Genomic DNA, 25,254 nt, shown 5'->3' on the forward strand with positions numbered 1-25,254 from the left:
AGATACACCGTGCAGTTCCCCGTAGGAGCCGGCTTGCCGGCGAAGAGGCCATCAAGCCCTGCACCGACCTCTCGGACGCCTTCGCTGGCAAGCCGGCTCCTGTCCGCGGACACATGATGTCAAGAATGTAATGTCCCGTTCAGGCTGACGTTAACCCTCACTTAATACACTTCGGTGAAACTTCTCCCATCACTTCTTGTGCAGGGACGAAACAAGTTACCGAACACTCTTAAGTAGGAAACACAGCATGAAACTTTCAACTTTGGTATTTAGCGGCTTGATTCTGGCCAGTTCCAGTGCAGCCTTTGCCGAAGGCGGAGCCGAGCATATGCAACGCTTCTATGACAACTTCCGCGTCGCCCAGCAACAGATTCACGGTGATAAGACCGAGAACACCGCCAAGGCCGAACAGAAGAAAACCGACCCGCACTATTCCGCTTCGGACGCCAAGCAACAGCAGCCCGACGCCTGACACATCTTTAAAGCAGTACCCACTCTGGACAATGTGCTCCTTTGGCAGAGATGGACGTTTGGCGCCCGCCCAGGGCGCCTTTTTTATATCTGCGGGCAACCACTCACTGTCACGACAATGACTGGAATATTACAACTCTGTCATTCGCCACTTTCCTTGCGCCCGTTCAACTAGCATGCCTGCGCCCGAGCGCTCACCGCTTATCGGGTCACCTGGCTAATCCCATGAATTAGCTGATTAATTTTGTTGACCCTGTAGCTACTTCAGGCTTCACCCTGCACTCATTCGATAGTACCCAAGCGGTTTGGAGAGGATCTGGCAATGCGCATTCTGGTGGTTGAAGACGAGCCCAAAACAGCGGACTACCTGCATCAGGGCCTAAGTGAAAGTGGTTATGTAGTGGACCGCGCCAATAATGGTGTGGACGGCCTGCACCTGATACAGCAACAGCCTTACGAATTGGTGATCCTGGATATAAACCTGCCGGGCAAAGATGGCTGGCAAGTATTGGAACATATGCGTGGACATTCTCCGGCCCGGGTCATGATGTTGACCGCTCGCGGACGCCTGGAAGACAAGGTCAAGGGCCTGGATATGGGCGCCGATGATTATCTGGTCAAACCTTTTCAATTTCCTGAATTGCTGGCTCGGGTCCGGACCTTGATTCGCCGCAGTGAACCCGTGGCCCAACCGCAAGTATTGCAGGTGGCTGACTTGCAACTTGATCCCCGACGCCATCGGGCTTATCGCGGCAACCGACGGATAGATCTCACGACCAAGGAATTCACCCTGCTGCATGTATTGATGCGCCACTCGGGTGAAGTGCTGACCCGCACGCAAATCATTTCCCTGGTCTGGGACATGAACTTCGACTGCGACACCAATGTGGTGGAAGTCTCCATCAGCCGCCTGCGGGCCAAGATCGATGATGCCAGTGAGGTCAAGCTGATCCACACCCTGCGCGGTGTCGGTTATGTCCTGGAAGTGCGCCAATGACGCCCCACCCGGCCGCGCCGACCAACAGCAGCCTGTCCATGCGTCTGGGGCTGACCGTCAGCCTGATGGGGGCGGCTCTGGTCCTGCTGCTGGCGACCCTGGCCTATCTGGCCCTGAGCCACGAGTTGGGCAACCTGGCGCGCAAGGGCCTGGAGAGCAAGCTGGAGCAGATCCAGCACAGCCTCACCAGCGACCTCAAGAGCAGTGACCTGGCCGCCCGCCCCCACTCCCTGCTGGACCTGGTGATGGGCCACGACAATCTGCAATTGAACATCCTGAGCAGCGATCCCCAGGCCGAGCCCCTGCTCAATGTCGGCGGCATGGCTCAGCAACCGCTGCCCCAGGCCCTGAGGGAGAACACCGCCGAGGGTTACCTCGACTGGCGCGACAACCGCGGCAACCAACTGCTCAGTGCGACCCGGCCAATGAATTTGCGCAACGGCGAGCAGGTGCGAGTGGTATTGAGCCTGGACCGCAGCAACGACCAGGCGCTGCTCAGCGCCTACCTGCGCTCCACGGTGATTGCCCTGCCCCTGCTGCTGTTGCTGATCGGCATCGGCGCCTGGTGGCTGGTACAGAGGGGTCTGCTCCCGCTGCAGCAGTTCACCCGGGTAGCCGCCAAGGTCACCACCCAGGACCTGACCCATCGCCTGAACCTGGACAAGCTGCCTCGGGAACTGGCGGAACTGGGCCAAGGCATCAACGTCATGCTGCACCGCCTGGATGGCGGCGTGCAGCGCCTGTCGCAGTTCTCCGACGACCTGGCCCACGAACTGCGCTCGCCCATCAGCAACCTGATGGGCAAGGCCCAAGTGACCCTGTCCCGGGAGCGTCCCCCGGAGGAATACAAGGCCGTGCTGGAAGCCAGCATCGAGGAGCTGGAGCGGGTCACGCGGATCGTCGCCGACATGCTGTTCCTGGCCCAGGTCAGCCAACCGGCGTCCCAGGCGCGCTTCGCCCGGGTATCCCTGGCCGAGGAAGCGCTACGGGTCATGGACCTGTTTGCCCTCAGCGCCGAGGACAGGCAACTGAAGCTGGAACTGCGCGGTGACGCCTGGGTGCTGGGGGATCGCCTGATGATCCAGCGGGCCATTTCCAACCTGCTGTCCAATGCCATCCGCCATTGCCCGGACCGGGGCCGAATCGACCTGCGGATCGAGCGCCAACTGCAGAGCGTGAGCCTTGCCGTGAGCAATCCCGGACCGGGTATCGCCGCCTGCCACCTGCCCCATCTGTTCGAGCGTTTCTATCGGGTCGACAGCAGTCGCACCCGAGCCGAAGGCGGCACCGGACTGGGCCTGGCGATCGTGCGCTCGATCATGAACCTGCATCAGGGGCGCACCGAGGTCGACAGCGTGCCGGACAGCCTTACCGAGTTCCGTCTGGTGTTTCCCAAGCTCGACCCGGCATTGCACGACGCTTAGAGCAGCCAGCCGCCCAGCGCCGCACCCAACAGCACCAGGGCCCAGGGCGGCAGCCGGCCGCTGTGCAGCAACACCAGGGCCAGCAGCACCGCCAGCAGTTCCGGGAGCCCGGTCACGCTGCTGGTCCACAGGGGTTGGTACAGCGCGGCGGCCAGGACACCCACCACAGCGGCGTTGACCCCGCCCAGCGCCGCCTGAATATCGCGACGATGACGCAAGGTCTGCCAGAAAGGCAGCACACCGATCACCAGCAAGAAGCCCGGCAGGAAGATCGCCACCAGACAGATCAGCGCCCCGGGCCAGCCGCCGAGGGCCGTTCCGATAAAAGCCGCGACACTGAACAGGGGCCCAGGCACCGCCTGGGCGCTGGCATAGCCGGTCATGAACAGCTGATCGCTGATCCAGCCCGACTCCACGACCTGGCTCTGCAACAGCGGCAACACCACATGACCGCCACCAAACACCAGGGCCCCGATGCGATAAAAACCGTCGAACCAGCGCAACCAGGGTGTTGGCCACAGCGCCGCCAGCCCGGGCAGTAACAGCAACAACAGCAGGGCCGTCCCCAGCAACAGCCAGCCCAGGCGCCGACTGCCCCAAGGCGCCAGGGCATCCGCCTCGGGCCGGGCCGCCGGGGTGATCAGCGCGGCTCCCGCCAACGCCGCCAGCAGCATCACCAGCAATTGTCCCCCCAGGCCCGGCCAGTGCAGCACCCACCCGGCGGCGAGCAGCGCAATGGCGATGCGCAAAGGCCCGCGACACAGACTACGGGCCATTGCCCAAAGCGCCAGGGCAACCACCGCGACCGCCACCAGCAGCAGGCCCTTGAGCACCCCGGGAGCGATTCCATTGCCAATACCCAACGCCAACAAGACCAGGGCCAGCGCCGATGGCAAGGTAAAACCGGCCCAGGCGCAAACCGCGCCGGACAGGCCCGCACGCGACAGGCCCAGGACCATGCCGACCTTGCTGCTGGCCGGTCCCGGAAGAAACTGACACAGCGCCACCAGCTCGGCATAGGCCGCCTCTCCCAGCCAGCGCCGATGCTGGACGAACTCCTGGCGGAAATACCCCAAGTGCGCCACCGGCCCACCGAACGAGGTCAGCCCCAGGCGCAGGAAAATCAGGAAAATGCGCCAAGGGCTTTCCTTGGCATCGGGTATTCCAGCCGGGGGCGTGACCGTGGGCATTACAAGGCTTTGCTCCAGAACAGCATGCGGCCATGGGCGGGATCGAGCATGGCATTGGCGAAACCGCAGGCTTGGTAAGCGGCCTGGGCCTGGGCGTTGCCTTCCAGCACCTCCAGGGTGATCTTGCAGCAACCCCGTTGCCGGGCGATGTCCTCAACCTTCTGCAGCATCCGCCTGCTCAGGCCCTGGCCGCGAAAGCTGTCCAGCACCACCACATCATGGACATTCACCAGGGGCCGGCAAGCGAAGGTGGAAAAACCCTCGAAGCAGTTCACCAGCCCCACTGGCTGGCCACCGGCAAAGGCCAGCACGCTGAACGCCTGAGGTCGCTTGGCCAGCTCTGCCGGCAGTTGCTGAAGCTGGTCCGGCGCCAGGGGCTGGCCGCCGCCCATGGGGTCCTGGGCATAGTGATTGAGCAGCACGCCTATGGCTTCGGCATGCACCGGGTTGCTGTAACTGGCTTGCAGCACCACGACATCGGCAACGTCCATGTTCATCCTCGATCAACGCATTGAAAGTGAGCGCTCAGGGCTCAGGCAGCCTCGATTGTAGGCTGGGGGATTTGACCAAACGAAGATTTTTCACCCACTTGCAGCAGAAAAATCCTAATGATTGGCCAGGATGAACCGCAGCCGGAAGCCCTTCCCCCTCAAGCGCCAGGCGCCGTGGCAAACCGTTGCAGCTGCATTTCCTGCAGTCGGCTCAAGGTGCGGCGGAAGGGAAACTCCAGGTAACCCTCGGTGTACAGCTGGTCCATCGGTACCTGGGCCTCCAGATAGAGCGGCACCTTGCGGTCGTAACATTCATCCACCAGGGCAATGAAGCGACGCACGCTGTCGTCATGGATCGACAGTTGGGGCAATTCGCGGTCACCGGCCACCACCCGCTGGGCGCCATCCTCGGTGCCTCGGGCAATGCGCCCCGGGCGTTGCTGGGCACTGAGGTTGGGAACTTCGCTGAGGAGAATCGCGCTGAACCTGTCACACAGCGCCATGAAGTCCATGGCGGAAAACGGCTGTTCGCACAGATCGGCAAAACGACACCAGATCACGCTGCCGGCGGCCTTGACCACCTGCACCGGCCGATAGCCGATCAACAGCGGCGCAGTGGAGACCGACTGGCCCTCGCTCAACTGCCGGAACAAGGGTTCCAGGGCACTGGGCTGGCCCTCGGCCCTGAGCCAGTAGCGCTGCGCGGCGGCCCCCGGGTGCAGACGGTGATCCTGCTCGCCGTCCACCGCCACCACTTGCATATGCTGGCTGATGGCGCTGATTGCCGGCAGGAAACGTTCACGATTGAAGCCATCGGCATACAACTGCTCGGGGGGCTGGTTGGAGGTGCAGACCATGACCACGCCCTGCTCGAACATCACCTGGAACAGGCGCCCGAGAATGATTGCGTCACCGATATCGTTGACGAACAACTCATCGAAGCACAGCACCCGCACCTCTTCGGCGAGCTCACGGGCCAGGGCCTGCAAGGGATCGGCGGTGCCGGTGAGCTGGAACGAACGCTGATGCACCCAGCCCATGAAGTGATGAAAGTGCTGACGCCGCGCCGGCACCCGCAGGCTCTGGTAGAACTGATCCATGAGCCAGGTCTTGCCCCGCCCGACCGCCCCCCACAGATAGACCCCTTGCACCGCTGTACGCCCCTGATGCAGGGCCTCGTGGCAGTTCTGCAAGGCCTGCACGGCCCGCGCCTGTGCCTCGTCGGCGACAAAGCCGTCCTGCTCCAGGGCCTGTCGATAGGCGCTCAAGGGGGAATCGAATGGCATGAGCCGCTGGCCTCCCGGCAAAAAAGCCGCAGTATGCCATCGCCACCCGTTCCATGTAGGAGCCGGCTTGCCGGCGAGGCGGCCAATACACTGGCCGACAAGCTTCAGCGGGAAATGTCCAGCCGTGCAATCCGCCCCTGCGGGTCCAGGCGAAAGGTGTAGCGCAGCGTCTGGGGACTGCCGGGAAAATCCCCGCAGACCAGGCTGTCCAGCAACACCTTACCGGTGCGCTGCTGGACCCCGAGGACCTGCAGCCGGGGACGCTGGCGATGGCTGGTGTCCATCCAGCGGGCAATCTCCTGCGGCCCTACGCGGTGTTCTCGCTCGTCGAACACCTGGGCCTCGGCGGCGAAGATCGCTGCCGCCGCCGAGCTGTCGCCGGTATTGGCAGCCACCACGTAAGCACGGATGGCCGGGGCCAGCGAAGGGTCGATTCCTGACATGACAAAAGCTCCTGGTGAGTCGATGAGCGCGCCATGTTAAGAGCCCCCTGCGTCACTTCCTGTCAGGAGTGAATTGACTGCCCTGGCCATCCCCTTGCAAGCCCTTGCGCCAGGTCCGCAGCCAGTCGCTGCGACGTCCCGGGTAGGCTTGGCCCTGCTCCTGGGCGGCGGTAATGCGGTCGGTGCGAAAGGTCCGGTAATCGCCCCGCAACTCGCACCAGGCGACGATCACTCGGGCCTCGTTGAGAAACCCCAGTGCCAGGGGCCAGATCAGCCGCTGGCTGGGGGTGCGGTTGACGTCGGCATAGTCGATCAGCAGCTTGGCCTGATGCCGGATCGCCTGGCGGAACACGTTCAGCGACACCGGATTGTCCGGAAAGCCATAACCCGCCGGCCCCGGCAGCAAAGTCGGGTTGCGCAAGGCGTCCTGGGCCGCCGGGGCCAGCACCGCGGCAATCTTGGCCATGGCATCGGCAGCGGCCTTGCTCAGCACCTCATCGCCGCGCTGATCGACATAACGCAACCCCAGGACCACGGCCTCGGTCTCGTCGGCATTGAGCATCAAGGGCGGCAGGAACAGCCCGCTGCGCAACACATAGCCGATGCCCGCCTCACCGTAGATCGGCGCGCCCAGTGAAGTGAGCTCGGCGATATCGCGATACAGGGTGCGCTCGGACACCTCCAGCTCCGCCGCCAGGGTGGCCGCGGTAACGGGACGGCTCTTGCCCCGCAGCATCTGCAACAGGGTGAGTAAACGGCTGGCTCGCGACACCTTGGGTGGACTCCGGAGAAAAAACACCGGCGCAGAATATCAGAGCCTCCTGACAGTCAGTGTCAGGAGGCTTGCGGGGCAAGACAGGCCACGAATCAGCGGTCGACCTTGTGCCGGGCGGCATACAGACAGAGCATCTCCATGGCCAGGGTCGCCCCCGCCAGGGCGGTGATCTCGGCATGGTCATAGGCCGGGGCCACTTCCACCAGATCCATGCCCACCAGATTGATCCCCCGCAGCCCGCCAAGGATCTCCAGGGCCTGGGTGGTGCTCAGGCCACCACAGACCGGGGTGCCGGTACCGGGGGCGAACGCCGGGTCCAGGCAGTCGATGTCAAAGGTCAGGTACACCGGGTGATCCCCTACCCGTTGACGAATCGCCGCGACAATCGCCTCGCAGCCCTGACGGTGCACCTGCCGCGCATCCAGCACCTGGAAACCCTGATGATCGTCATGGGTGGTGCGCAGACCGATCTGCACCGAGCGGCTCGGGTCCACCAGGCCCTCCCGGGCGGCGTGCCAGAACATGGTGCCGTGATCGATGCGCTGCCCCTCTTCATCGGGCCAGGTATCGCTGTGGGCATCGAAGTGAATCAACGCCAGGGGCCCGTGACGCCGATGGTGGGCCTTGAGCAGCGGGTAGCTGATGAAATGATCGCCGCCCAGGGTCAACATCCCGCAGCCGGCATCGAGGATGCGCCGGGCATGGGCCTCGATACGCTCGGGCACCGATTGCGGAGTGCCGTGATCGAAGGCGCAGTCGCCGTAGTCGATCACCGCCAAATGATCGAACGGGTCGAAAGCCCAGGGCCAGTGGCGCTCCCAGGCAATGCCCGCGGAGGCCGCGCGGATGCCACGAGGCCCGAAGCGTGCTCCGGGGCGGTTGGTGGTGGCGGTGTCGAAGGGCACGCCACTGACCACCAGGTCGACGCCGCGCAAGTCACGGCTGTAGCGCCGGCGCATGAAGCTGGTGATGCCGGCGTAAGTGGCTTCGGCCCGGGTGCCGTACAGGCTGTCGCGGGTCAGGGCCTGATCGTTGAGATCGGCGATATCCATGGGTCTCTCCTCGGGGGTGGCGCTGACGCAAGAGGCTGCCGCTACGCGAGGACCAAGACCGACGCGTGAGGAGCACCTGCGAAGAAGCGGTGGCGCCAGCTTGCCCGGGCCCATACATTAGAAAAATACACACCTCGTTACGCTGACATGCCACAGGAGTAATGTTTGATGCTGGGTCAATTGCACGATCTGGACTTGCAGCTATTGCGGCTGTTCGTCCGCGTGGTGGAGTGCGGCGGCTTCAGCGCCGCCCAGGGTGAGCTGGGCTTGAGCCAGTCGAACATCAGCCAGCAGATGGCCCGTCTGGAAACCCGTCTCGGCTACCGCCTGTGCAGCCGAGGCAAGGCCGGCTTCAAGCTGACCCCCAAGGGCGAACAGCTGCTGAGCGCCACCCGCCCGCTGTTCCAGTCCATCGAAGTGTTTCGCCATCAATCCAACGGGGTCGCCGGGCGCTTGATCGGCGAGGTGCGCCTGGGGCTGTCCGAAGCCCTGGACCGGTCGGTGTTGCAGAAGGTTGCCGCGGCGATCCGCGACTTTCGCCAGCGCGACGAATCGGTGCGTATCGAACTGATGAGCGCCATGCCTGGAGAAATGGAGCGTTTGCTCCTGCAGCAGCGCCTGGACCTGGCCATCGGCTATTTCTCCCAGGTTCAGCGCGCCTTTGACTACCGCCGCCTGTTCAGCGAAACCCAACACCTGTATTGCGCGGCCGGCCATCCGCTGTTCGAGGTGGCGCAGCCGGACCTCGACGCCCTGCGCCAGGCCAATCAGGTCGACCATCCCTACCGCTTTCTCGGTCCGGACGAGCCCTTGCAGAACCCGCGTTGCTCGGCCCGGGCCGAACAGGTGGAAAGCACCCTGGCCTTTATCCTCTCCGGACAGCACATCGGCTACCTGCCCAGCCACTTTGCCCGCAGCTGGGAGGACGCCGGTCAACTCAAGCCCCTGGGGCAGCCCGCGTTGAGTTTCGAGGTGGACTTCTACCTCGCCCGACACCGCGCCCAGGCTCCCGGCGAGGCCCAGCAAGCCTTCGAAGAAGACCTGCTGCGGGCCTTTGCCTGAGCCGAGCCCAGACCCGGGCGCCTCAGTAGGCCATGCTCCAGCTCAGGGTGTAGGTGCGGCCACGGCCCTGGTAGTCGTACAGATAGTCCGGCCCATAGGTCGGTGAGTAGAACAGCTTGGCGCGCTGGCCCCAGACGGTGCTGTATTGCTTGTCCAGCAGGTTCTGGATACCGCCGCTGAAGGTGCCGAACTCGGTGTCGTGGCTGCCCAGCAGGTCGAAGGTGGTGTAACCGTCGATGGTGTTGGGGGCGTCGACGCTGTGAGTGGCGTCGATGACCTTGACTGCATCGTCCTTGAGGGTGAAGGCGTGGTTGCCCTGCAGGCGCACGTTGCTGCTGTCACCTTTCCAGCCGACAAAGGCGGTGAGTTTCGACAGCGAGGCGTAACGGGCGTCGCGCTTGCTCCAGCCGCCGTTCTTGTTCTCCTCCTCGGAACGCACGGCATGCAGGGTGCCGCCCATTTCCCAGCCGTTCTGGAAGTGCCGGGTCAGGGCGCTCTCAAAGCCGTAGTCGCGGCTTTTCTGGTCCTTGACGTCAATGGTCAGGGTGGCCTGGTCGGTGGTGATCACCTTGTCCGACCAGATGTAGTACAGCGCCGCCTGGGCCTCCCAGTCGCTATCGGAGAAGCGCCAGCCGGTTTCCACCTGGCGACTCTTGATCCCGGCCAGGGGGTTGTCGCCGACGCTCAGCCCCGGCTTGCCGTAGAACTTGGCCGGGTCCGGCAGATCGAAGCCCTCGCCGTAATTGACCCAGACCTGATGACCGTTCTTGAAGTCATAGATGCTGCCCAGGTTGTACAGGTTGACCGCGTATTCGTTGCTGCCACCGGGCACGTTCTTGAAGCGGCCGACATCCACGTCCATCTGCTGACGCCGGTAGCCGCCGGAAACCGTCAGGTTATCGGTGGCATGCCAGTCCAGCTGGGCGTAGCCGGACAGGCCGTCGACCCGATAGCTGGGATAGCGCGGCGCCTTGCTCAGGGTCACCAGGTCGAGGCCGCCGCTGCCCGATGAGATGCCCTGGTCGAAGGTGCTCTGCTCGGCGTTGAAGCGCTCCCGGTCCAGGTCCACGCCGTAGGTGAGCTTGAAGGCGTCGAACTCCTTGGCGAACAGCGCTTTGAGGCTGGTGACCTCGAAATTCTGCTGCGACGCGGCAAAATACACGCCCTTGGAGCCCGCCGGACTGCCGCTGTTGTAGTAGGGGAACGGAAAGAAGTTGTTGTCTTCCTTGCGGTACGAAGCCTGCAGGTAGAAGTCCTGGCCCAGCACATCACTGTGGTGATAGTTGGCGTTGAGCAGCAGGCGCTTGGTACGCGGTTCCAGGTCCGTGGAATAGCCGCCGCGCAGCTCGGCGTCTTCCAGGTTGGACGGTGCCTTGTACTTGAGGTTGGGGAAATAGATACCGGTGCTGCCGTGGTTGCCGGAGTCGTAGTACTGGGCCAGCAGGTCCAGGCTCTGCTCTTCGTTGAACTGCAGGGCCAGGCTGCCCATCAGGTCCAGGGTGCGGTTGTACTGCAGGTCGGTCTGAGTGTTGTCGATGAAGATCTGCTTGCCGGCGCCGTCATAGAACGCCTGGTTCTGCTCCCCCGCCACCGCCAGCCGGCCGCTGATGGCTTGGTTGCCGCCGCTCACCGACTGAGCAATGCGGGTGCTCAGGTCGTCGCTGTTGTTGAAGCCACTGCTGGCCCCCAGCTGGGTCTCGAAACGCGCCGGGCCCGGTTCGCCTTTCTTGGTGACGATATTGATGATGCCGCCGGTGGCGCCGCCGCCGTAGATGGCGCTGGCCCCGGACAGCACTTCGACGCGCTCGACGTTGAACGGCGAGATGCTGTCGAACTGCCGGGACAGGCCCCGGGAACTGTTCTGGCTGACCCCGTCGATCATCACCAGGACGTTGCGCCCGCGCATGTTCTGGCCATAGTTGGTGCGCCCTTCAGGGGCCAGGTCGAGGCCCGGCACCAGCTTGCCGATGGCTTCCTTGAGGCTGACTCCGGTGCTCAGTTGCTCACGCAGTTGGCTCTGCTCCACCACCCACACCGTGCCGGGGATCTCACTGATGGCGGTGCTGGTACGCGACGCCACGCTGACCTGGGTCGGCTTGAGGTTGAGGCTGGCGGCCGGGGCCGTGGCGCGACGCAGGATCACCGTGCGCGAATCGCTGAAGGACCAGCTCATGCCGCTGCCGGCCAGCAGCGTCTGCAGGGCCTGGGCCACCGTAACCTCACCGTTCAGGGCCGGCGCTTGCAGGCCGTCCACATCAGCGGTGGTGTACAGCAGGCGCAGATCGGCCTGATCGGCAAAACGGGTCAGCGCCTGATCCAGGGACTGGGCCGGCAGCTTGAGCGCCACCCGGCGCTCCTGGGTGCTGCTGCCCTGGCTGGCAGAGCTGGCGTCCTGTGCCTGGGCCAGCAGCGGGCTCACGGCGCCGGCGAACAGCGCCTGGGCCAGTAATGTGCGGCGCATGATGTGTTGACCGCGCCCCAGTATCGACAGCTTGAACATAGCTTTCACGTGTTCCTTCCCAGCCCGTTGAAATGACGTCAATGAGAATGATTGTCTTCTCAGTCTCACTACGACGATTGGCCGGGAAAGAACTTGCAGTGCCCCAAGCAAAAAAAATCGACTCAGTGCAAAACCGCCAGCCACGGCAGGTAGGTCACCTGCAGCGGATAGCGCTGCTGCAAGGCCTGCAGCGAACCCTGAGGGTCGTGCAGATCGAACACACCGCTGATGGCCAGGGCCGCCAGCTGGCTATCGGAGATCAGAATGCGCCCGTGCTGATAACGCTCCAGCTCGCCGATCACCTCCCCCAGGGGGCGACCGTTGAAAATCAGCTTGCCCCGCTGCCAGGCGGTGAGACTGGCAGCGTCCACGGCTTGCTGGGCCAGCAGCGGCTGGCCGGATTGATACTGCAGACGCTGATCGGCCTGGAGCAGCACCGGCGCATGATCGCCAGTGAACTGCACCTGGCCTTCGCGCACCACCACCGTCAACCGGCTGCCGTCGCGGCGCAGGCTGAAGGCGCTGGCGGCACTGTGCAGAGACTGGGCGTCGGCCTGCACCACAAACGGCCGCTGCGGGTCGGCAACGGGCTCGAACAGCGCTTCGCCAGCTTGCAGGATCACCCGGCGCTCACCCGCCGAATAAGCCACCGACAATGCGCTGCCGCTATTGAGCGTGACCCTGGAACCGTCCGCCAGGGTGATGTTCTGTTGTTGGCCGACAGCGGTGTGGTAGTCCGAGGTCAGGGCCGGCCACTGCAACCAGCCGACGCCGCTGGCCACGGCCAGTACCAGGGAAGCCGCCAGCGCCGGCCACCCACGCCAGGAACGGGGGGGCGTCGCCGCCCGGTGCTGTTGGGCGGCCTGGGTCTGGCCCAGGTCGCCCCACAACTGCTGCGCCGCTTGCGCTGCTGCCGCGTGGGCCGGGCTGGTCTGGCGCCATTGCTGATAGGCCATGCGCTGGGCCGCCGTGGCGCTGCCGGAGTGCAGCAACACCAGCCATTGGATCGCAGCGTCTTCAAGGCTTTCGGGGTGTTCGGTCATGGGGGTGTCGGCGACTGGCAAGGGGGAATCACTCATGATGCTGTTGCAACCAGTCGCGGCAATGGCGCAGGGCCTGGCCGATGTATTTTGCCACCATGCTTTCGGAAACGCCCAGCCGTAACGCAATCTGCGCCTGGGTCAGGCCTTCCAGGCGATTGAGCAGCAAGGCCTGACGGGCATTCTCCGAAAGTTGCTGCAGGGCCTCGTCGAGCACTGCCAGGCGTTCCTTGGCCAGCAGCACCGCTTCCGGCGCCGGTGCCGGGTCCACCACTTCACGGTGTTCCTGGGTGTCGCTGAGATTGGCCGCCAGGCGCTGCTCGCGGCGCAGGGTATCGATGGCCAGGTTGCCGGCAACGCGAAAAATGAAACGGCGATCGTTCTGCACCGCCACTGTCTGCTGGTCGACCTTGAGCAGCTTGAGGTAGGTCTCCTGGGCCACGTCCGCCGCCCGTTGGCGATCGCTCATACGCCGGGTGAGAAACCTCAGCAAGTCGTCGTAGTGCTCTTGAAAGCTGCGCAGCAGGCTGGGTATGGGCAGCATCGAGGGAAGGTCCGCAAATCGGGGAGGCGGATTATTCCACAACGGCAAATGAGAAACAGTATCTTTCGTATCCCTGCAAAGTTGCGCTTTTCCGCCTGTTTGCCCTTCTGACAGCGGTACCTTTCTGGCATCCTGCGCCTCCTTTTTTCTGACCGGGTGCGCAAGTCTTGTCCGATGACATGACGATGCGGCCCAAGTCCCGTCCACATTCCGGCGTGCGCCTTGCTGTATTCGCACGCCACTGGCAGGCCTTCTCCCATGACCGCACCTGATCGTTCCCCTCCCCGTTACAAGTCCGACCTGATCTACGGCCTCAATGACCGTCCGCATTTCAGCGCGGCGATCTTCGCCGCCCTGCAGCACGTGCTGGCCAGTTTCGTCGGCATCATCAGCCCGACCCTGATCTTCGGCGGCGTGCTGGGGCTTGAGAGCGAACTGCCCTACCTGATCAGCATGGCGCTGTTCGTCTCCGGCCTGGGCACCTTCGTCCAGGCCCGGCGCCTGGGACCCATCGGTTCCGGCCTGTTGTGCGTGCAGGGCACCAGTTTCTCCTTTATCAGCGTGCTGCTCAGCGCCGGCTTCATGGTCAAGGGGCGTGGCGGCGACACCCACGAGATCCTCTCCACCATCTTCGGCATCTGCTTTGTCGCAGCCTTTATCGAGATGTTCCTCAGCCAGTTCATCGGCAAGCTGCGCAAGCTGATCACCCCGGTAGTCACCGGCACCATCATTACCCTGATGGGCCTGTCGCTGATCAAGGTAGCGGTCACCGACATGGCCGGCGGCTACGGCGCCAGCGACCTGGGCGCGGCGAGCAACCTGGGGCTGGCGGCCCTGGTGCTGCTGACCATCGTCGTGCTCAACCGCTTCAACCACCCGATGCTGCGCCTGGGCTCGATCGTCATCGGCCTGACCCTGGGCTTCGTGGTGGCGTGGATGCTCGGCCGGGTGGACATGGCGGCCATGCCCGAGGTGCCGCTGGTGAGCGTGCCGGTGCCGTTCAAGTACGGTTTTTCCTTCGACCTGATCGCCTTCATTCCTCTGGCGGTGATCTTCCTGATTTCGCCCCTGGAAGCGGCCGGCGATCTGACTGCCAACTCGATGATTTCCCAGCAGCCGGTCAAGGGTCCGCTATACATCAAACGCATCAAGTCCGGGCTGCTGGCAGACGGTTTCAACTCGGCGGTGGCAGCGGTGTTCAACAGCCTGCCGATGGTGACCTTTGCCCAGAACAACGGCGTGATCCAGTTGACCGGCGTGGCCAGCCGCTACGTGGCCTACTTCATTGCCGGGCTCCTGGTGTTGCTGGGGCTGTTCCCGGTGATCGGCGCGGTGCTGCAACTGATGCCCAAGCCGGTGCTGGGCGGTGCCACCCTGATCATGTTCGGCACCGTGGCCGTGGCCGGGATCAAGATCCTCGCCGAAGCCGGCCTGCATCGGCGCAACGTGCTGATCGTGGCCATTTCCTTAGGCATGGGCCTGGGGGTGGCGGCGGTGCCGGAAGTCCTGCGTGAGCTGCCCAAGGCGCTGCATAACATCTTCGAATCGCCGATCACCGTGGGCGCCTTCTGCGCGATCTTCCTCAACATTTTCCTGCCGGAGGAGTTCCTCGAGCTGGAGGAGGATGAATTCGACCCCGAAGCGGCGACCCTCAAGGTCATGCAGGACCCGGACATGAGCGGCAAAGCGAACTCCTGAGGCTGGCGGGCGTCTATGCTGCGTGCGCGGCGCCCGTCGTACACCCCGCCCTTTTTTTGCAAGCAGGTGCTCCATGCGCAAACTCATCGCCCTGACCCTGGTACTGCTCAGTCTGAGCGCCTGTGCCCTGCTGCCCAACCGCGATCCCCTGGCGATCAACGTGGTGGGCATCGAGCCGCTGCCCAGCCAGGAACTGGAAATGCGCTTCGCGGTGAAACTGCGCCTGCAGAACCCCAACGAAAACGCCATCGACTACAACGGCGTCGCCCTGGACCTGGAAGTCAACGGCCGCCCGCTGGCGTCCGGGGTCAGCGACCAGCGCGGGCATATCGGCCGTTACTCGGAGGACATCCTGGTGATTCCAGTCAGCGTCTCGGCGTTTTCCGTACTGCGCCAGACCCTGGGCCTGAGCCAGACCCAGACCTTGGACAACCTGCCCTATGTACTGCGAGGCAAGCTGGCCGGCGGCCTGTTCGGCACCCAGCGTTTCATCGATCGCGGGCAGATCAGCCTGAGCAACCCGGGCGCCTGGTAAGTCCTAGAACACTGACCAGCCGATGCGTTGGCTGAGCAGCTCCAGGGCCGCCATGCCCACCAGGGAGTTACCGGCGCTGTTGAGTTCCGGTGACCACACGCACACCGTGAACTGCCCCGGCACCACCGCGACAATCCCCCCGCCCACCCCGCTCTTGCCCGGCAAGCCGACCCGATAGGCGAAATTGCCGGCTTCGTCGTACAGCCCGCTGGTGGCCATGATCGAGTTGACCTGCTGAGTCTGCCGCCGGCTGAGGATCTGCTCGCCGCTGTGCTTGCAGAAACCGTCGTTGGCCAGAAAGCAGAACGCTCGGGCCAGATCGACACAGCTCATGCGCAAGGCGCAGTGACTGAAATAACTGCGCAGTACCGCCTCCACATCGTTATGGAAGTTGCCGAAGGACTGCATCAGGTAGGCCATGGCCGCGTTGCGGGCACGGTGCTGGTATTCCGAATCGGCCACCCGGCCATCCACCATCACCTGACTGTTGCCCGACAGACGCCGGACAAAGTCGCGCATGGACAAGGCCGGCGCGGCGAACCGCGACTGGTTGATGTCGCAGATCACCAGAGCCCCGGCGTTGATAAAGGGGTTGCGTGGCCGACCACGCTCGAACTCCAGCTGCACCAGGGAATTGAACGGCTGCCCCGAAGGCTCATGACCCAGGCGCTCCCAGATCGCCTCGCCGGAATGGCCGATGGCCTGCACCAGACTGAAGACCTTGGAAATACTCTGCACTGAAAACGGCGTATCGGCGTCACCGGCGCTGAACACCTGGCCGTCGTTGCCATACACGGCAATCCCCAGCTGATTGGCCGGCACATCGGCCAGGGCTGGAATGTAGTTGGCGACCTGGCCTTGGCCGATCAGGGGGCGGACTTCATCGAGGATCTGGTTCAACAGGGCTTGCATGGTCGGGCTCATCATCACGGGCCCCGATACGGCTGCGGGGCTATGGCTGCTAGACGCGCGCCAGGGCCTGCGCAGCACACCCGAGTGCAAATCCGCCGCCACTTCGCAGGCGCTAGCCGGGCCTACGCCATCCCGTAGCCGCTGGCTTGCCAGCGAAAACAATCCAGGCCCTGCACAGGTCTCCAGAGCCCCTTCGCCGGCACGCCGGCTCCTACCCGCCAGCCGCGCCAACGCCCTGCACATGAAATCGAAATGCAATTGATATTCGATCATTTTTAGCAATCATAAAAAACCGAATCCATGACCAGCATCAGCTTGAATTAAGGTTTAAGCGCTAGAATGGCATCCGGTCACGCGCGAAAAACCTGTCATATCCAGCTTAATCTCAGCGCCACACCACTCCATACATCGCTCCCTTTGGCAGCACCCACCCGTTGCAAAGGGGCCCTTTGCGGCAGTCGATGTTCACGCCATGACGGCATTTCCTGAGCGGAGTCATGCACCCTTGAAAACCTGGCACACGATCGTTGGTGTCCTGCTGATCACCACCTTCACCCTCCTGCTGGAGATTCCTTCCGCCACCTGGCTGACCTCCGCCACCCTGAGCATGATCCTGGGCAGCGCCGCCCTGGCCTACATGGCCCTGTCCTGCCTGCTGGCTGCCCGCTGGGGTTTTGTCGAGCGCCTGTTCGGCGGCCTCGACCGGGTCTACGAAGCGCATAAATGGCTGGGCATCTGGGCCCTGGCGTTCGCCAGCTATCACCTGGTGTTCAAGGCCAACCTGGAAGAATGGAACAGCGTGCCGATCCTCGAACTGTCGAAGTACTGGACCCGCCTGGTGCGCCAGCTGAGCTACGTGGCCCTGGGCCTGATCGTGCTCCTGGCGCTGAACCGCAACATTCCCTATAGCCAGTGGCGCTGGTGGCACAAGCTGTCCGGCCCGCTGTTTTTGATCGTCATCCTGCACTGGCTGAGCTTCAAGTCGCCCATCACCCTGGACTCGCCCTCGGGTCTCTGGCTCGGCGCGCTGTGCATCCTCGGGGTGCTCGGGGCCCTATACAAGCTGCTGCTCTACCCTTTCGTGGCCAAGGTCGGCGAGTACCAAGTGAGCGCGGTCAAGGTGGAAAAGAACTCCCTGCACCTGGAACTGCAGCCCCTGGGTCGGGGCTTTCCGTTCAAGGCCGGCCAGTTCGCCTTTTTGTCGATGCAGGAAAAAGGCCTGCGCGAGCCGCACCCCTTCACCATCGCCAGCGCCCAGACCGAAGACGGGCGCATCGAATTCGTGATCCGCGCCCTCGGCGACTACACCCAACGGTTGCGCAAGCAGGTGCAACCCGGCATGCGCGCTGACCTCTACGCGCCCTATGGCCGCTTCAAGCGGCCTCGGGAAGCGGCTCGGGAAATCTGGATTGGCGGCGGCGTAGGCATCTCGCCGTTCATTTCCTGGCTGCAGGATTCGGCCGCCGGGCAGTTCGACAAGGCGACCCTGGTGTACTGCTACAACCCGTCTCGGGCCTTTCCCAGCGTCGACACCCTGCAAGGCATGGCCCAGGCCCGTGGTGTGGACTTCGTCGCCAACAGCGGCGGCACTCAATCCCTGGCCCAGACCCTCAAGCGCACGGCCACGGAAACCGACCCGCAGCAGATCCAGATCAGCTTCTGCGGACCCAAGGGCCTGCTGGCCCAGGTGCGGGAACTGATGAACGAGTACAGGATTCCCGAAGGCAACCTGCACTATGAGTTCTTCGAATTCCGCTGATCAGTCGCCGGCCTGATGCGGGTGGCGCGGCTCATGCAACGCCACCCTCACCACCAGGGCAGACAGCAGGGTGATGACCATCAACACCTGCAACAGCTGGCTGAACGCCTCGGAGTAGAGGTGCAGCACCCCCTCCCGGGTCAACGCTGGCAAGGACCCGGCGCTGGCCTTCAGATCGCCACCGGCCAACTGCCGCGCGGCCAGCAGCAGCGACTCTCCCGGCGCCGCGAGGCTTGCAAGGCGGTGTTGCAACAGCCCCGCCAGCAGCGCCACCACTAAGGCCAGGGCTATGCCCTCACCCGCCACCCGGGTGGTACTGAAGATGCCGCTGGCCATGCCGGCCCGCTCCTTGGGCACCACGCTCACCGACAGCCCATCCATCAAGCCCCAGGGCAATCCGCTGCCCAGGCCGATCACCAGCAATGGCCAGGCCCGCTCGACAGCGGCCTGCCCCGGTTCGATCCGACTGAGCCAGAACAGCCCGCCGGCAGCCACCAGCAAACCCAGGCTCGACAGGTTGCCAGCGCTGAACCAGCGGTTGAGCCAACCTGCGGCAAAGGGCACCACCAGCATCGGCGCCGACAGGGCCATCATCAGGATTCCGGCGTCGATCTCGCTGTAGCCTTCGACGCCGATAAAGCGGATCGGCAGCAGGATCAGCAGCACCACGTAGCAGTAGCAGGTGGCGATGGGCAGCACTTGCACCCCGACAAAGCGCGGGTAGCGAAACAGCGACAGGTCAAGCATCGGCCGAAAGGCCCGGCGTTCCACAACAATGAACAGCCCCAGCGCCAACAGCGCTCCCGCCAGCAACAACAGGACCCAGGGGCTGTCCCAACCACTCTGGGGCGCCTGCAGAATGCCCCAGGTGAGCAGCACCAGGGCCAGGGTGAAACTCAAGGTGCCGGGCCAGTCCACGCCTTGGGCCTCGGGGTCCCGGGACTCCTCCATGCGCGGCACACCAAAGCCCAGGGACAAGCCGCCGATCAGCGCCCCGGAGACGAAGATCCCGCGCCAGCCGCTGTGCTCGATCAGCACCCCGGCCAGGATCGGCCCAAAGGCCAGACCGACGCCGAAGGTGGTGCCCAGCAGGCTGAAGGCGCGGGTTCGCGCCGGTCCTTCGAAGGCCTGGGCCAGGGCGGCCGAGCCACCGGCCAGGGCGGCGGCGCCTGCCAGGCCCTGGACCCCGCGCAACAAGTTGAGCCACAGCAGCGACGGCACGAACACCAGGGCCAGGGAGCTCAGGCCGAACAGCGCCACCCCCAGGCTGAACAAACGCTTGCGACCGTACTCATCGGCCAGGGTGCCGGCCGCCATCAGCACACTGCCGAAGGTCAGCATGAAGGCGTTGGTGGTCCAGCTCAGGGCCAGCGGGCTGCCCCCCAGTTCGCGGCCAATGGCCGGCGTCGCCACCGCCACGCCGACAAAGGTCAGGGGCAACATCAAGGCCGCCAGACAGACCGCGGCCAGTACCCCATAGGAAGCCCGTTCGCGGGCGCGGGCCGCCGGCCTCAGGGACAATTCGAGTTCAGGATTCACGCACACCTCTCAGCCCTGACAACCCGGGCGATTTGCAGAAAAATCCATGATAGAGGTGCCGCAATAGGCAAAAAACCAGGCATTCTTCCGCTCTTTACGGACAAAAACGCTGCAATCGAGGTGAGAGATGGACAACCTTAACGGCCTGCAAGTGTTTGTCTGCGTAGTCCGGAGCGGCAGCCTGGTGGGGGCCGGCGAGCGTCTTGGACTGTCCGCCTCAGCGGTGGGCAAGGCCCTGGCGCGCCTGGAACAACGACTCGGCGTACGCCTGCTCAATCGCAGTACCCGGCGTCTGAGCCTGACGGACGAAGGCGCGCTGTTCTACGAGCGCGGCCAGCGTATCGTCGACGAGGTGCTGGAGGCCGAGGCCGAGCTGGCGCGGATCAGCGACAAGCCCCGGGGCCGGCTGCGGGTCAGCCTGCCCGCCATCGGCTATCGCATGCTGCTGCCGATCCTGCCGGAATTCGCCGCACGCTATCCGGACATCGAGCTGGACCTGGACTTCAACGACCGGCTGATCGACGTGATCGCCGAAGGCGTCGACGCGGTGATCCGCAGCGGCGAGCTGCCAGACTCCCAACTCAAGTCCAGGAGCCTCGGCCCCTTCGGCTTCGTGCTGATCGGCGCCCCCGGCTACTTTGCCCAGCGCGGCATCCCTCACACCCCCCGGGACCTGGAGCAGCACGCCTGTCTGCGCTACAAGTTCCCCGGCGGCAGCGTGCTGCAGCCATGGAGTCTGCGCCTGCCCGACGGCGCGCCACCGCTGGTACTGGGCAGCACCCTGACCAGCAACAACCTGGAGTCGTTGATCCACGCCGCAAGCCAGGGCCTGGGCATCGCCTACGTGCCCGAATTCGTGGTCTGTGGCGCCCTGGCCGACGGCAGCCTGATCTCGGTGCTGGACGACTATCAGCAAGAGCGCGGCAAGTTCTCCATTCTCTGGCCCAGCAGCCGGCACTTGCTGCCAAAATTGCGGGTCTTCGTCGACTTTCTCAGCCAGCGACTGAGGCTAGGCAACCCCCACAAGGAGTCCCGCTCATGATCGACCCTGTTCCGACCCTGCACACCGAACGCCTGCTGCTGCGCCCCCTGGAACTGGCGGACGCCGAGGCCATCCAGCAGCTGTTCCCGCAGTGGGAAGTGGTGCGCTACCTCAATGCCGTGGTGCCCTGGCCCTACCCGGCCGACGGCGCCCTGAGCTACCTGCGGGACATGGCCCTGCCGGCAATGGCCCGGGGCACAGAATGGCACTGGACAATCCGTCTGCGCAGCGAACCGGAGCAAATGATCGGCAGCATCAGCCTGATGAACGAAGCCGACAACAACCGCGGCTTCTGGCTGGCCCCGCCGTGGCAAGGCCAGGGTTACATGAGCGAAGCCTGCACCGTGGTCGACGAATTCTGGTTCGAAGTGCTGCAACAACCGCTGATGCGGGTGCCCAAGGCTGCGCCGAACCAGGGCTCGCGGCGAATCTCCGAGCGCGGCGGCATGCGCCTGGTCCGCTCCGAGAGCGGCGACTTTGTCGGCGGGCATTTCCCCCTGGACATCTGGGAAATCACCCGCGAACAGTGGCGCCGCCGACGCTGAACAACGCCGGCGAGTCAGATAAAGCGCACCCCGGATCGGGGGCGTTGGTCCACGCTCAGTTCAAACACATCCGGACGCGCATAGTGGCCGACCACGTCGTAGTCATAGCGGGCCTTCACCAGGTCAGCCGTGTCGATCTCGGCGCTGATCAGCCCGCTGCTCCCCACCAGCGGCCCGGCCAATACGTCGCCCATGGGCCCCACGATGACGCTGCCACCGGCGATCAGCGGGCGCTCTGCCGGCCAGTTGGCAATCTCCAGCCCCAGTTCCTGGGGCGAGGCCTGGACCTGACAGGCGCTGACCACGAAACAACGACCTTCATGGGCGATGTGACGCATGCTCACCTGCCACATCTCGCGCTCGTCCACCGTAGGCGCGCACCAGACTTCGATGCCCTGGGCGTACATCGCGGTGCGCAGCAACGGCATCATGTTTTCCCAGCAGATCACCGCGCCGACCCGGCCCACCTGGGTGTCCAGCACTGGCAGAGTCGAGCCGTCGCCCTGGCCCCAGATCAGGCGCTCGGTGCCGGTGGGCATCAGTTTGCGATGCTTGCCCACGAGCCCCTGCTGCGGATCGAAATACAGCGCCGTGCAATACAGGGTGCTGCCACTGCGCTCGATCACCCCCAGCACCAGATTGGCCCCGGTTCGGGCCGACAAACCGGCCAGAGCTTCGGTCTCGACCCCGGGTACATCAATGGCATTGGCAAAGTAACGGGCAAAGGCTTCACGCCCCTCGGGCAAGCGGTAACCCAGTTGGGTGCCGAAGCCTTCGCCCTTGGGATAGCCCCCCAACAGCGCTTCGGGCATCACCACCAACTGCGCACCCGCGTCGATGATGGCGCCCTCATAGGAGAGGATCTGCTCCAGGGTGGCGGCCTTGCCTTCTGGCAGGGCACCGATTTGCAGGGCAGCGACTATGGACTTGGGCATGACATGACTCCTCGTACGATCAGGTGTTGCGCATTGTCCTGCGGCCGCTGATCATCGATAAACCCCAACTCAGTGCTTAATGATATGAACCAGATGAATATCGCCAGCGTCGACCTCAACCTGCTCAAGGCTTTCGAAGCCCTACATGACGAGTCCAGCGCCAGCCGCGCGGCCCTGCGCCTGGGAGTGACCCAATCGGCCATGAGTGCGGCCTTGCGCCGCCTGCGCGAGTTGTATGGCGATCAATTGTTCGTTCGCACCGGCCGCGGCCTGGCGCCGACTCTCAAGGCCAATCAATTGAAGCCGGTGGTCACTGAGGCCCTGAACAAATGCCGCCAGAGCCTGGCCATGGTCGCCCCGGACAGCGCCGACTATCAGGGACGCTCGGTGACGGTCGGCCTGTCGGATGATTTCGAGATTGCCTACGGCCGGCGCCTGATCGAAGCCGTGGCCCGCCGCGCACCCAAGTTGCGACTGATCTTCCGCCAGACCCACAGCCAGATCGTCGCCGAGGCGCTGTTGCAGCGCAGCGTCGACCTGGCCATCAGCGCCGGTGGCTTTGCCGAGCGCCTGCTCAGTCGGCAGGTGCTGGGGGAAGGCGACTACCTGTGTTTGGCGGACCCGGCCAGCCTGGCCCCCGGGCAACGGCAGATCGACCTCGAAGAATTCGTTCGGCGCGAACACCTGCTGGTGTCGTCACAAGGGTTTATCGGCATCACCGATGAAGGATTGGCGAATCTGGGACTCAGTCGTCAGGTCTGCGCCTCGACCACGCATTTTGCCGCGCTGCCCTTTCTGCTCAAGGGCAGCCAGGCGGTGGCGACCATTCCCGCCCATGCCGCGCGGCGCATCGCCGAGTTCACCGGCCTGCAACTGCTGCCCTGCCCCCTGGCGCTGCCGCGCTATCCGATCGAACTGGGCTGGCGCACCAGCCCGCAGATCGACCCGCTGCTGGTGAAGGTGCGTGAAGCGATTGTCGAGAGTTTCGCGATTACTTGTTCGCCGCCATCAGCCGATTGACTTCACTGCGCACCATGTTGGAGTACTCCGGCGGCGACATGCCGTCCAGTTCTGCACGAACCCACTCGGCCCATTTGCCCTTGCGCTTGCCGCGCTCGCCGAACAGCCGTGCCGCCTCGCCCTTGGCCTTGCCCAGGTTGCTCTGCCACAAGTCGAACAGACGGGACTTCTCGTCCTCGATGGCGGCGCGTTCGGCCAGGGTCTTGTTAGCCAGATTGAAACTCATGGGAAATTCCTGCTGCGTAAAATAGGCGCCATCTTACACTGTAGGGGCTGAGGGTTTTACTCAAGGGTGGCGAGCAAGGCGCAAAATGGCTGCAACTTTTGCCCCCGCGCCGAACTCCATTGCTTGCCACCCATTCACCTGTAGCCGCTGGCAAAGGCAGCAATCGGCCCAGCAACAGAGGCTGGCGTTGCACCAGCGGCGATATTTCCAAGGAAAAACTTCATGGCTCGTAAATCTGCCGCGCAAGCGGAAAGCGATCAAATCAAGGACCAGGCCTTCAGCGAACTGCAGGCGCTGATCGAAGAATCGGAAAAGCTGCTCAAGGGCAGCGCCAGCCTGGTGGGCGAAGAAGGTGAAAGCTTGCGCCAGCAAGTGAGCCTCAAGCTCAAGCAGGCGCTGGAATCGGTCAGCAACGTGCGCGAGCGCAGCAAACCGGTGGTGGATGCCACCGAGCAATACATCGGTGGCCACCCGTGGCAGACCGTGGCCATCTCCGCCGGCTTTGGCCTGGTGGTCGGCCTGTTGCTGGGCCGGCGTTCGTAACCGCCCCCCGCTCCAGGGCCAGGCGCGCCAGTGGCGGCCTGGCCCTTTTTTCGTTTCAGTCCTGCGCCAGCGCCCGCAGCTGCTGCAGTTGCTCCACGCCCATGGCGATTCCCTTTTGCAGCGAGCGCTCGCGCTGCTGATGCCGACGATCCCCCGGTAAACGCTTGAGTCCCACCGCATGCATCTGCCGCACCAGTTCCTGACTGCGCTCGGCGAAGTTCTGTCCGGCAGCCTTGCTCGGGTCGATGACGATCAGCAATTGCCCGGTCCAGGGCGTCTTCGCCCCGGGGTGATTGGACCAGTCGAACTCGAAGGAAAAGTGACCTCCGGTCAGGGCCGCGGCCAGCAACTCCACCATCATCGAGAGGGCCGAACCTTTGTGGCCGCCAAACGGCAGCAAGGCGCCCCCTTCGAGAATCGCCTTGGGGTCCTGGGTCGGCTGTCCCAGGCTGTCGACGCCGATGCCAAGGGGCAAGCGCTCGCCCTTGCGCGCGGCGATCTGCACATCGCCGTGGGCGATGGCACTGGTGGCGAGGTCGAAGACGATCGGCTGGCCCTGGGCCTGGGGGGCGGCGAAGGCAATCGGATTGGTGCCGAACAACGGCCGGTCGGCGCCGTGGGGGACGACACAGGTCATGCTGTTAACCACGCTCAGGGCCACCAGCCCCTCTTCGGCAAAGGGCTCGACATCTGGCCAGAGTGCAGCGAAATGGTGCGAGTTACGGATCGCCAGCACCGCGATCCCGGCGTTGCGGGCCTTGTTCACCAGCAGCTCGCGAGCGGCCGCCAGGGCCGGCTGGGCAAAGCCGTTGCCGGCGTCGACCCGGACAAAGGCTGCCGCAACGTCCTCCACCACAGGCACCGCCCGACCATCGACCCAGCCACTGGCCAGGGTCGAGACATAACCGGGAATACGGAACACACCATGACTCTGGGCACCGTCGCGCTCGGCAGCGGCGCAGTTCTCGGCCAGGCAGCGGGCCACTTCGGCGCGGCAGCCATGGCGCAGGAAAATCGTCTCCAGCAACTGCACCAGAGCGGGTAGAGAGAGGTATTGGCAGGGCGTTTCAACAACCGGGGATGATGCAGACATCTGAAGCTCCAGAGTAATTATTGGAGGGGGCGACAGCATGTGACCCGTCGATTAAACAACGGCGACTGTTGGCCCTGTCAACCCGATCCCATGGGTTGCAGGGAAGGTGCCAGTGTTGCTGACACACAGACA

Annotated in this window: 25 protein-coding genes; 11 read left to right on the forward strand and 14 right to left on the reverse strand. The window is 64.1% G+C overall.

Annotation, left to right across the window (positions count from 1 at the left end; translation table 11 throughout):
• Positions 1 to 247: 247 nt before the first annotated feature.
• The 3 genes from ACSSVC_RS19995 to ACSSVC_RS20005 all read left to right on the forward strand — a co-directional run bounded on the left by ACSSVC_RS19995 (position 248) and on the right by ACSSVC_RS20005 (position 2,892).
• On the forward strand, positions 248 to 472 hold the full coding sequence (locus tag ACSSVC_RS19995) for a hypothetical protein (protein ID WP_346634353.1): 225 nt from the start codon (positions 248 to 250) through the stop codon (positions 470 to 472).
• A gap of 321 nt (positions 473 to 793) precedes the next feature.
• A complete protein-coding gene (locus tag ACSSVC_RS20000) occupies positions 794 to 1,468 on the forward strand; it encodes a heavy metal response regulator transcription factor (protein ID WP_346634352.1) in 675 nt (224 codons plus the stop codon).
• Positions 1,465 to 2,892: a heavy metal sensor histidine kinase gene (locus ACSSVC_RS20005; protein WP_492611237.1), complete on the forward strand. Its 1,428-nt coding sequence runs from the start codon at positions 1,465 to 1,467 to the stop codon at positions 2,890 to 2,892. Before ACSSVC_RS20000 ends, ACSSVC_RS20005 begins: the two co-directional genes overlap by 4 nt.
• Here ACSSVC_RS20005 and chrA read toward each other — a convergent pair.
• From chrA to speB, 6 genes are all read right to left on the reverse strand, one after another.
• Positions 2,889 to 4,082, reverse strand: a complete 1,194-nt coding sequence (chrA, locus tag ACSSVC_RS20010; protein WP_492611238.1) for a chromate efflux transporter — start codon at positions 4,080 to 4,082, stop codon at positions 2,889 to 2,891. The two genes, ACSSVC_RS20005 and chrA, sit on opposite strands and share 4 nt — an antisense overlap.
• Positions 4,082 to 4,573, reverse strand: coding sequence for a GNAT family N-acetyltransferase (locus tag ACSSVC_RS20015; RefSeq protein ID WP_346634349.1), 492 nt, complete (start codon positions 4,571 to 4,573; stop codon positions 4,082 to 4,084). The genes chrA and ACSSVC_RS20015 overlap by 1 nt, the downstream gene beginning before the upstream one ends.
• 158 nt (positions 4,574 to 4,731) lie before the next feature.
• Positions 4,732 to 5,859, reverse strand: coding sequence for a cell division protein ZapE (zapE, locus tag ACSSVC_RS20020; protein WP_492611239.1), 1,128 nt, complete (start codon positions 5,857 to 5,859; stop codon positions 4,732 to 4,734).
• A 104-nt stretch (positions 5,860 to 5,963) separates the two neighbouring features.
• Complete coding sequence (locus ACSSVC_RS20025) at positions 5,964 to 6,302, reverse strand: nuclear transport factor 2 family protein (protein WP_346634347.1); 339 nt, start codon at positions 6,300 to 6,302, stop codon at positions 5,964 to 5,966.
• A gap of 52 nt (positions 6,303 to 6,354) precedes the next feature.
• Positions 6,355 to 7,074, reverse strand: a complete 720-nt coding sequence (locus tag ACSSVC_RS20030; protein WP_492611240.1) for a helix-turn-helix transcriptional regulator — start codon at positions 7,072 to 7,074, stop codon at positions 6,355 to 6,357.
• A gap of 95 nt (positions 7,075 to 7,169) precedes the next feature.
• The gene (gene speB, locus ACSSVC_RS20035; RefSeq protein ID WP_346634345.1) at positions 7,170 to 8,129 is read right to left on the reverse strand and encodes an agmatinase; all 960 of its coding nucleotides are present in this window, start codon (positions 8,127 to 8,129) and stop codon (positions 7,170 to 7,172) included.
• A 168-nt stretch (positions 8,130 to 8,297) separates the two neighbouring features.
• On the opposite strand from speB, the gene ACSSVC_RS20040 reads away from it, so the two are divergent.
• The gene (locus ACSSVC_RS20040) at positions 8,298 to 9,191 is read left to right on the forward strand and encodes a LysR family transcriptional regulator (RefSeq protein WP_346634344.1); all 894 of its coding nucleotides are present in this window, start codon (positions 8,298 to 8,300) and stop codon (positions 9,189 to 9,191) included.
• Between the two features lie 22 nt (positions 9,192 to 9,213).
• Here ACSSVC_RS20040 and ACSSVC_RS20045 read toward each other — a convergent pair whose 3' ends face one another.
• From ACSSVC_RS20045 to ACSSVC_RS20055, 3 genes are all read right to left on the reverse strand, one after another.
• Positions 9,214 to 11,652, reverse strand: coding sequence for a TonB-dependent receptor (locus ACSSVC_RS20045; RefSeq protein ID WP_492612579.1), 2,439 nt, complete (start codon positions 11,650 to 11,652; stop codon positions 9,214 to 9,216).
• Between the two features lie 161 nt (positions 11,653 to 11,813).
• Positions 11,814 to 12,770, reverse strand: a complete 957-nt coding sequence (locus tag ACSSVC_RS20050) for a FecR family protein (protein WP_492611241.1) — start codon at positions 12,768 to 12,770, stop codon at positions 11,814 to 11,816.
• Complete coding sequence (locus ACSSVC_RS20055; protein WP_346634342.1) at positions 12,763 to 13,275, reverse strand: RNA polymerase sigma factor; 513 nt, start codon at positions 13,273 to 13,275, stop codon at positions 12,763 to 12,765. The genes ACSSVC_RS20050 and ACSSVC_RS20055 overlap by 8 nt, the downstream gene beginning before the upstream one ends.
• A gap of 258 nt (positions 13,276 to 13,533) precedes the next feature.
• Between ACSSVC_RS20055 and ACSSVC_RS20060 the strand changes: the two genes are divergently transcribed.
• Complete coding sequence (locus ACSSVC_RS20060; protein WP_346634341.1) at positions 13,534 to 14,973, forward strand: nucleobase:cation symporter-2 family protein; 1,440 nt, start codon at positions 13,534 to 13,536, stop codon at positions 14,971 to 14,973.
• A 73-nt stretch (positions 14,974 to 15,046) separates the two neighbouring features.
• Entirely contained in the window at positions 15,047 to 15,508 is a 462-nt protein-coding gene (locus tag ACSSVC_RS20065) for an LEA/WHy family protein (RefSeq protein ID WP_346634340.1), read from the forward strand.
• Between the two features lie 3 nt (positions 15,509 to 15,511).
• Here the strand turns inward: ACSSVC_RS20065 and glsB are convergent, their stop codons facing one another.
• Positions 15,512 to 16,420 carry a glutaminase B gene (gene glsB / locus ACSSVC_RS20070; RefSeq protein ID WP_268561460.1) on the reverse strand — a complete coding sequence of 303 codons (909 nt, stop codon included), beginning with the start codon at positions 16,418 to 16,420 and terminating at the stop codon, positions 15,512 to 15,514.
• A 505-nt stretch (positions 16,421 to 16,925) separates the two neighbouring features.
• Here glsB and ACSSVC_RS20075 point away from each other — a divergent pair.
• Positions 16,926 to 18,179 (forward strand): ferredoxin reductase family protein, encoded by a 1,254-nt coding sequence (locus tag ACSSVC_RS20075; protein ID WP_346634339.1) that lies wholly within the window; start codon positions 16,926 to 16,928, stop codon positions 18,177 to 18,179.
• On the opposite strand, the gene ACSSVC_RS20080 is transcribed toward ACSSVC_RS20075, so the two are convergent.
• Complete coding sequence (locus tag ACSSVC_RS20080) at positions 18,180 to 19,718, reverse strand: MFS transporter (protein ID WP_404936919.1); 1,539 nt, start codon at positions 19,716 to 19,718, stop codon at positions 18,180 to 18,182.
• Positions 19,719 to 19,845: 127 nt separating this feature from the next.
• Here ACSSVC_RS20080 and ACSSVC_RS20085 point away from each other — a divergent pair, with 127 nt between their 5' ends.
• On the forward strand, positions 19,846 to 20,760 hold the full coding sequence (locus ACSSVC_RS20085) for a LysR family transcriptional regulator (protein WP_492611242.1): 915 nt from the start codon (positions 19,846 to 19,848) through the stop codon (positions 20,758 to 20,760).
• On the forward strand, positions 20,757 to 21,305 hold the full coding sequence (locus tag ACSSVC_RS20090; RefSeq protein WP_430962729.1) for a GNAT family N-acetyltransferase: 549 nt from the start codon (positions 20,757 to 20,759) through the stop codon (positions 21,303 to 21,305). The genes ACSSVC_RS20085 and ACSSVC_RS20090 overlap by 4 nt, the downstream gene beginning before the upstream one ends.
• Positions 21,306 to 21,319: 14 nt before the next feature.
• On the opposite strand, the gene ACSSVC_RS20095 is transcribed toward ACSSVC_RS20090, so the two are convergent.
• Entirely contained in the window at positions 21,320 to 22,240 is a 921-nt protein-coding gene (locus tag ACSSVC_RS20095) for a carbon-nitrogen hydrolase family protein (protein ID WP_446440504.1), read from the reverse strand.
• Positions 22,241 to 22,324: 84 nt separating this feature from the next.
• On the opposite strand from ACSSVC_RS20095, the gene ACSSVC_RS20100 reads away from it, so the two are divergent.
• On the forward strand, positions 22,325 to 23,260 hold the full coding sequence (locus ACSSVC_RS20100; RefSeq protein WP_123725290.1) for a LysR family transcriptional regulator: 936 nt from the start codon (positions 22,325 to 22,327) through the stop codon (positions 23,258 to 23,260).
• Here ACSSVC_RS20100 and ACSSVC_RS20105 read toward each other — a convergent pair.
• Positions 23,232 to 23,486 carry a hypothetical protein gene (locus ACSSVC_RS20105; RefSeq protein ID WP_011061196.1) on the reverse strand — a complete coding sequence of 85 codons (255 nt, stop codon included), beginning with the start codon at positions 23,484 to 23,486 and terminating at the stop codon, positions 23,232 to 23,234. The two genes, ACSSVC_RS20100 and ACSSVC_RS20105, sit on opposite strands and share 29 nt — an antisense overlap.
• 222 nt (positions 23,487 to 23,708) lie before the next feature.
• On the opposite strand from ACSSVC_RS20105, the gene ACSSVC_RS20110 reads away from it, so the two are divergent.
• On the forward strand, positions 23,709 to 24,029 hold the full coding sequence (locus ACSSVC_RS20110; RefSeq protein ID WP_123725292.1) for an ElaB/YgaM/YqjD family protein: 321 nt from the start codon (positions 23,709 to 23,711) through the stop codon (positions 24,027 to 24,029).
• Positions 24,030 to 24,084: 55 nt separating this feature from the next.
• On the opposite strand, the gene ACSSVC_RS20115 is transcribed toward ACSSVC_RS20110, so the two are convergent.
• A complete protein-coding gene (locus ACSSVC_RS20115) occupies positions 24,085 to 25,122 on the reverse strand; it encodes an Ldh family oxidoreductase (RefSeq protein ID WP_346634327.1) in 1,038 nt (345 codons plus the stop codon).
• Positions 25,123 to 25,254 lie beyond the last annotated feature (132 nt).

Source organism: Pseudomonas sp. E1BtOHC1 (assembly GCF_058744285.1).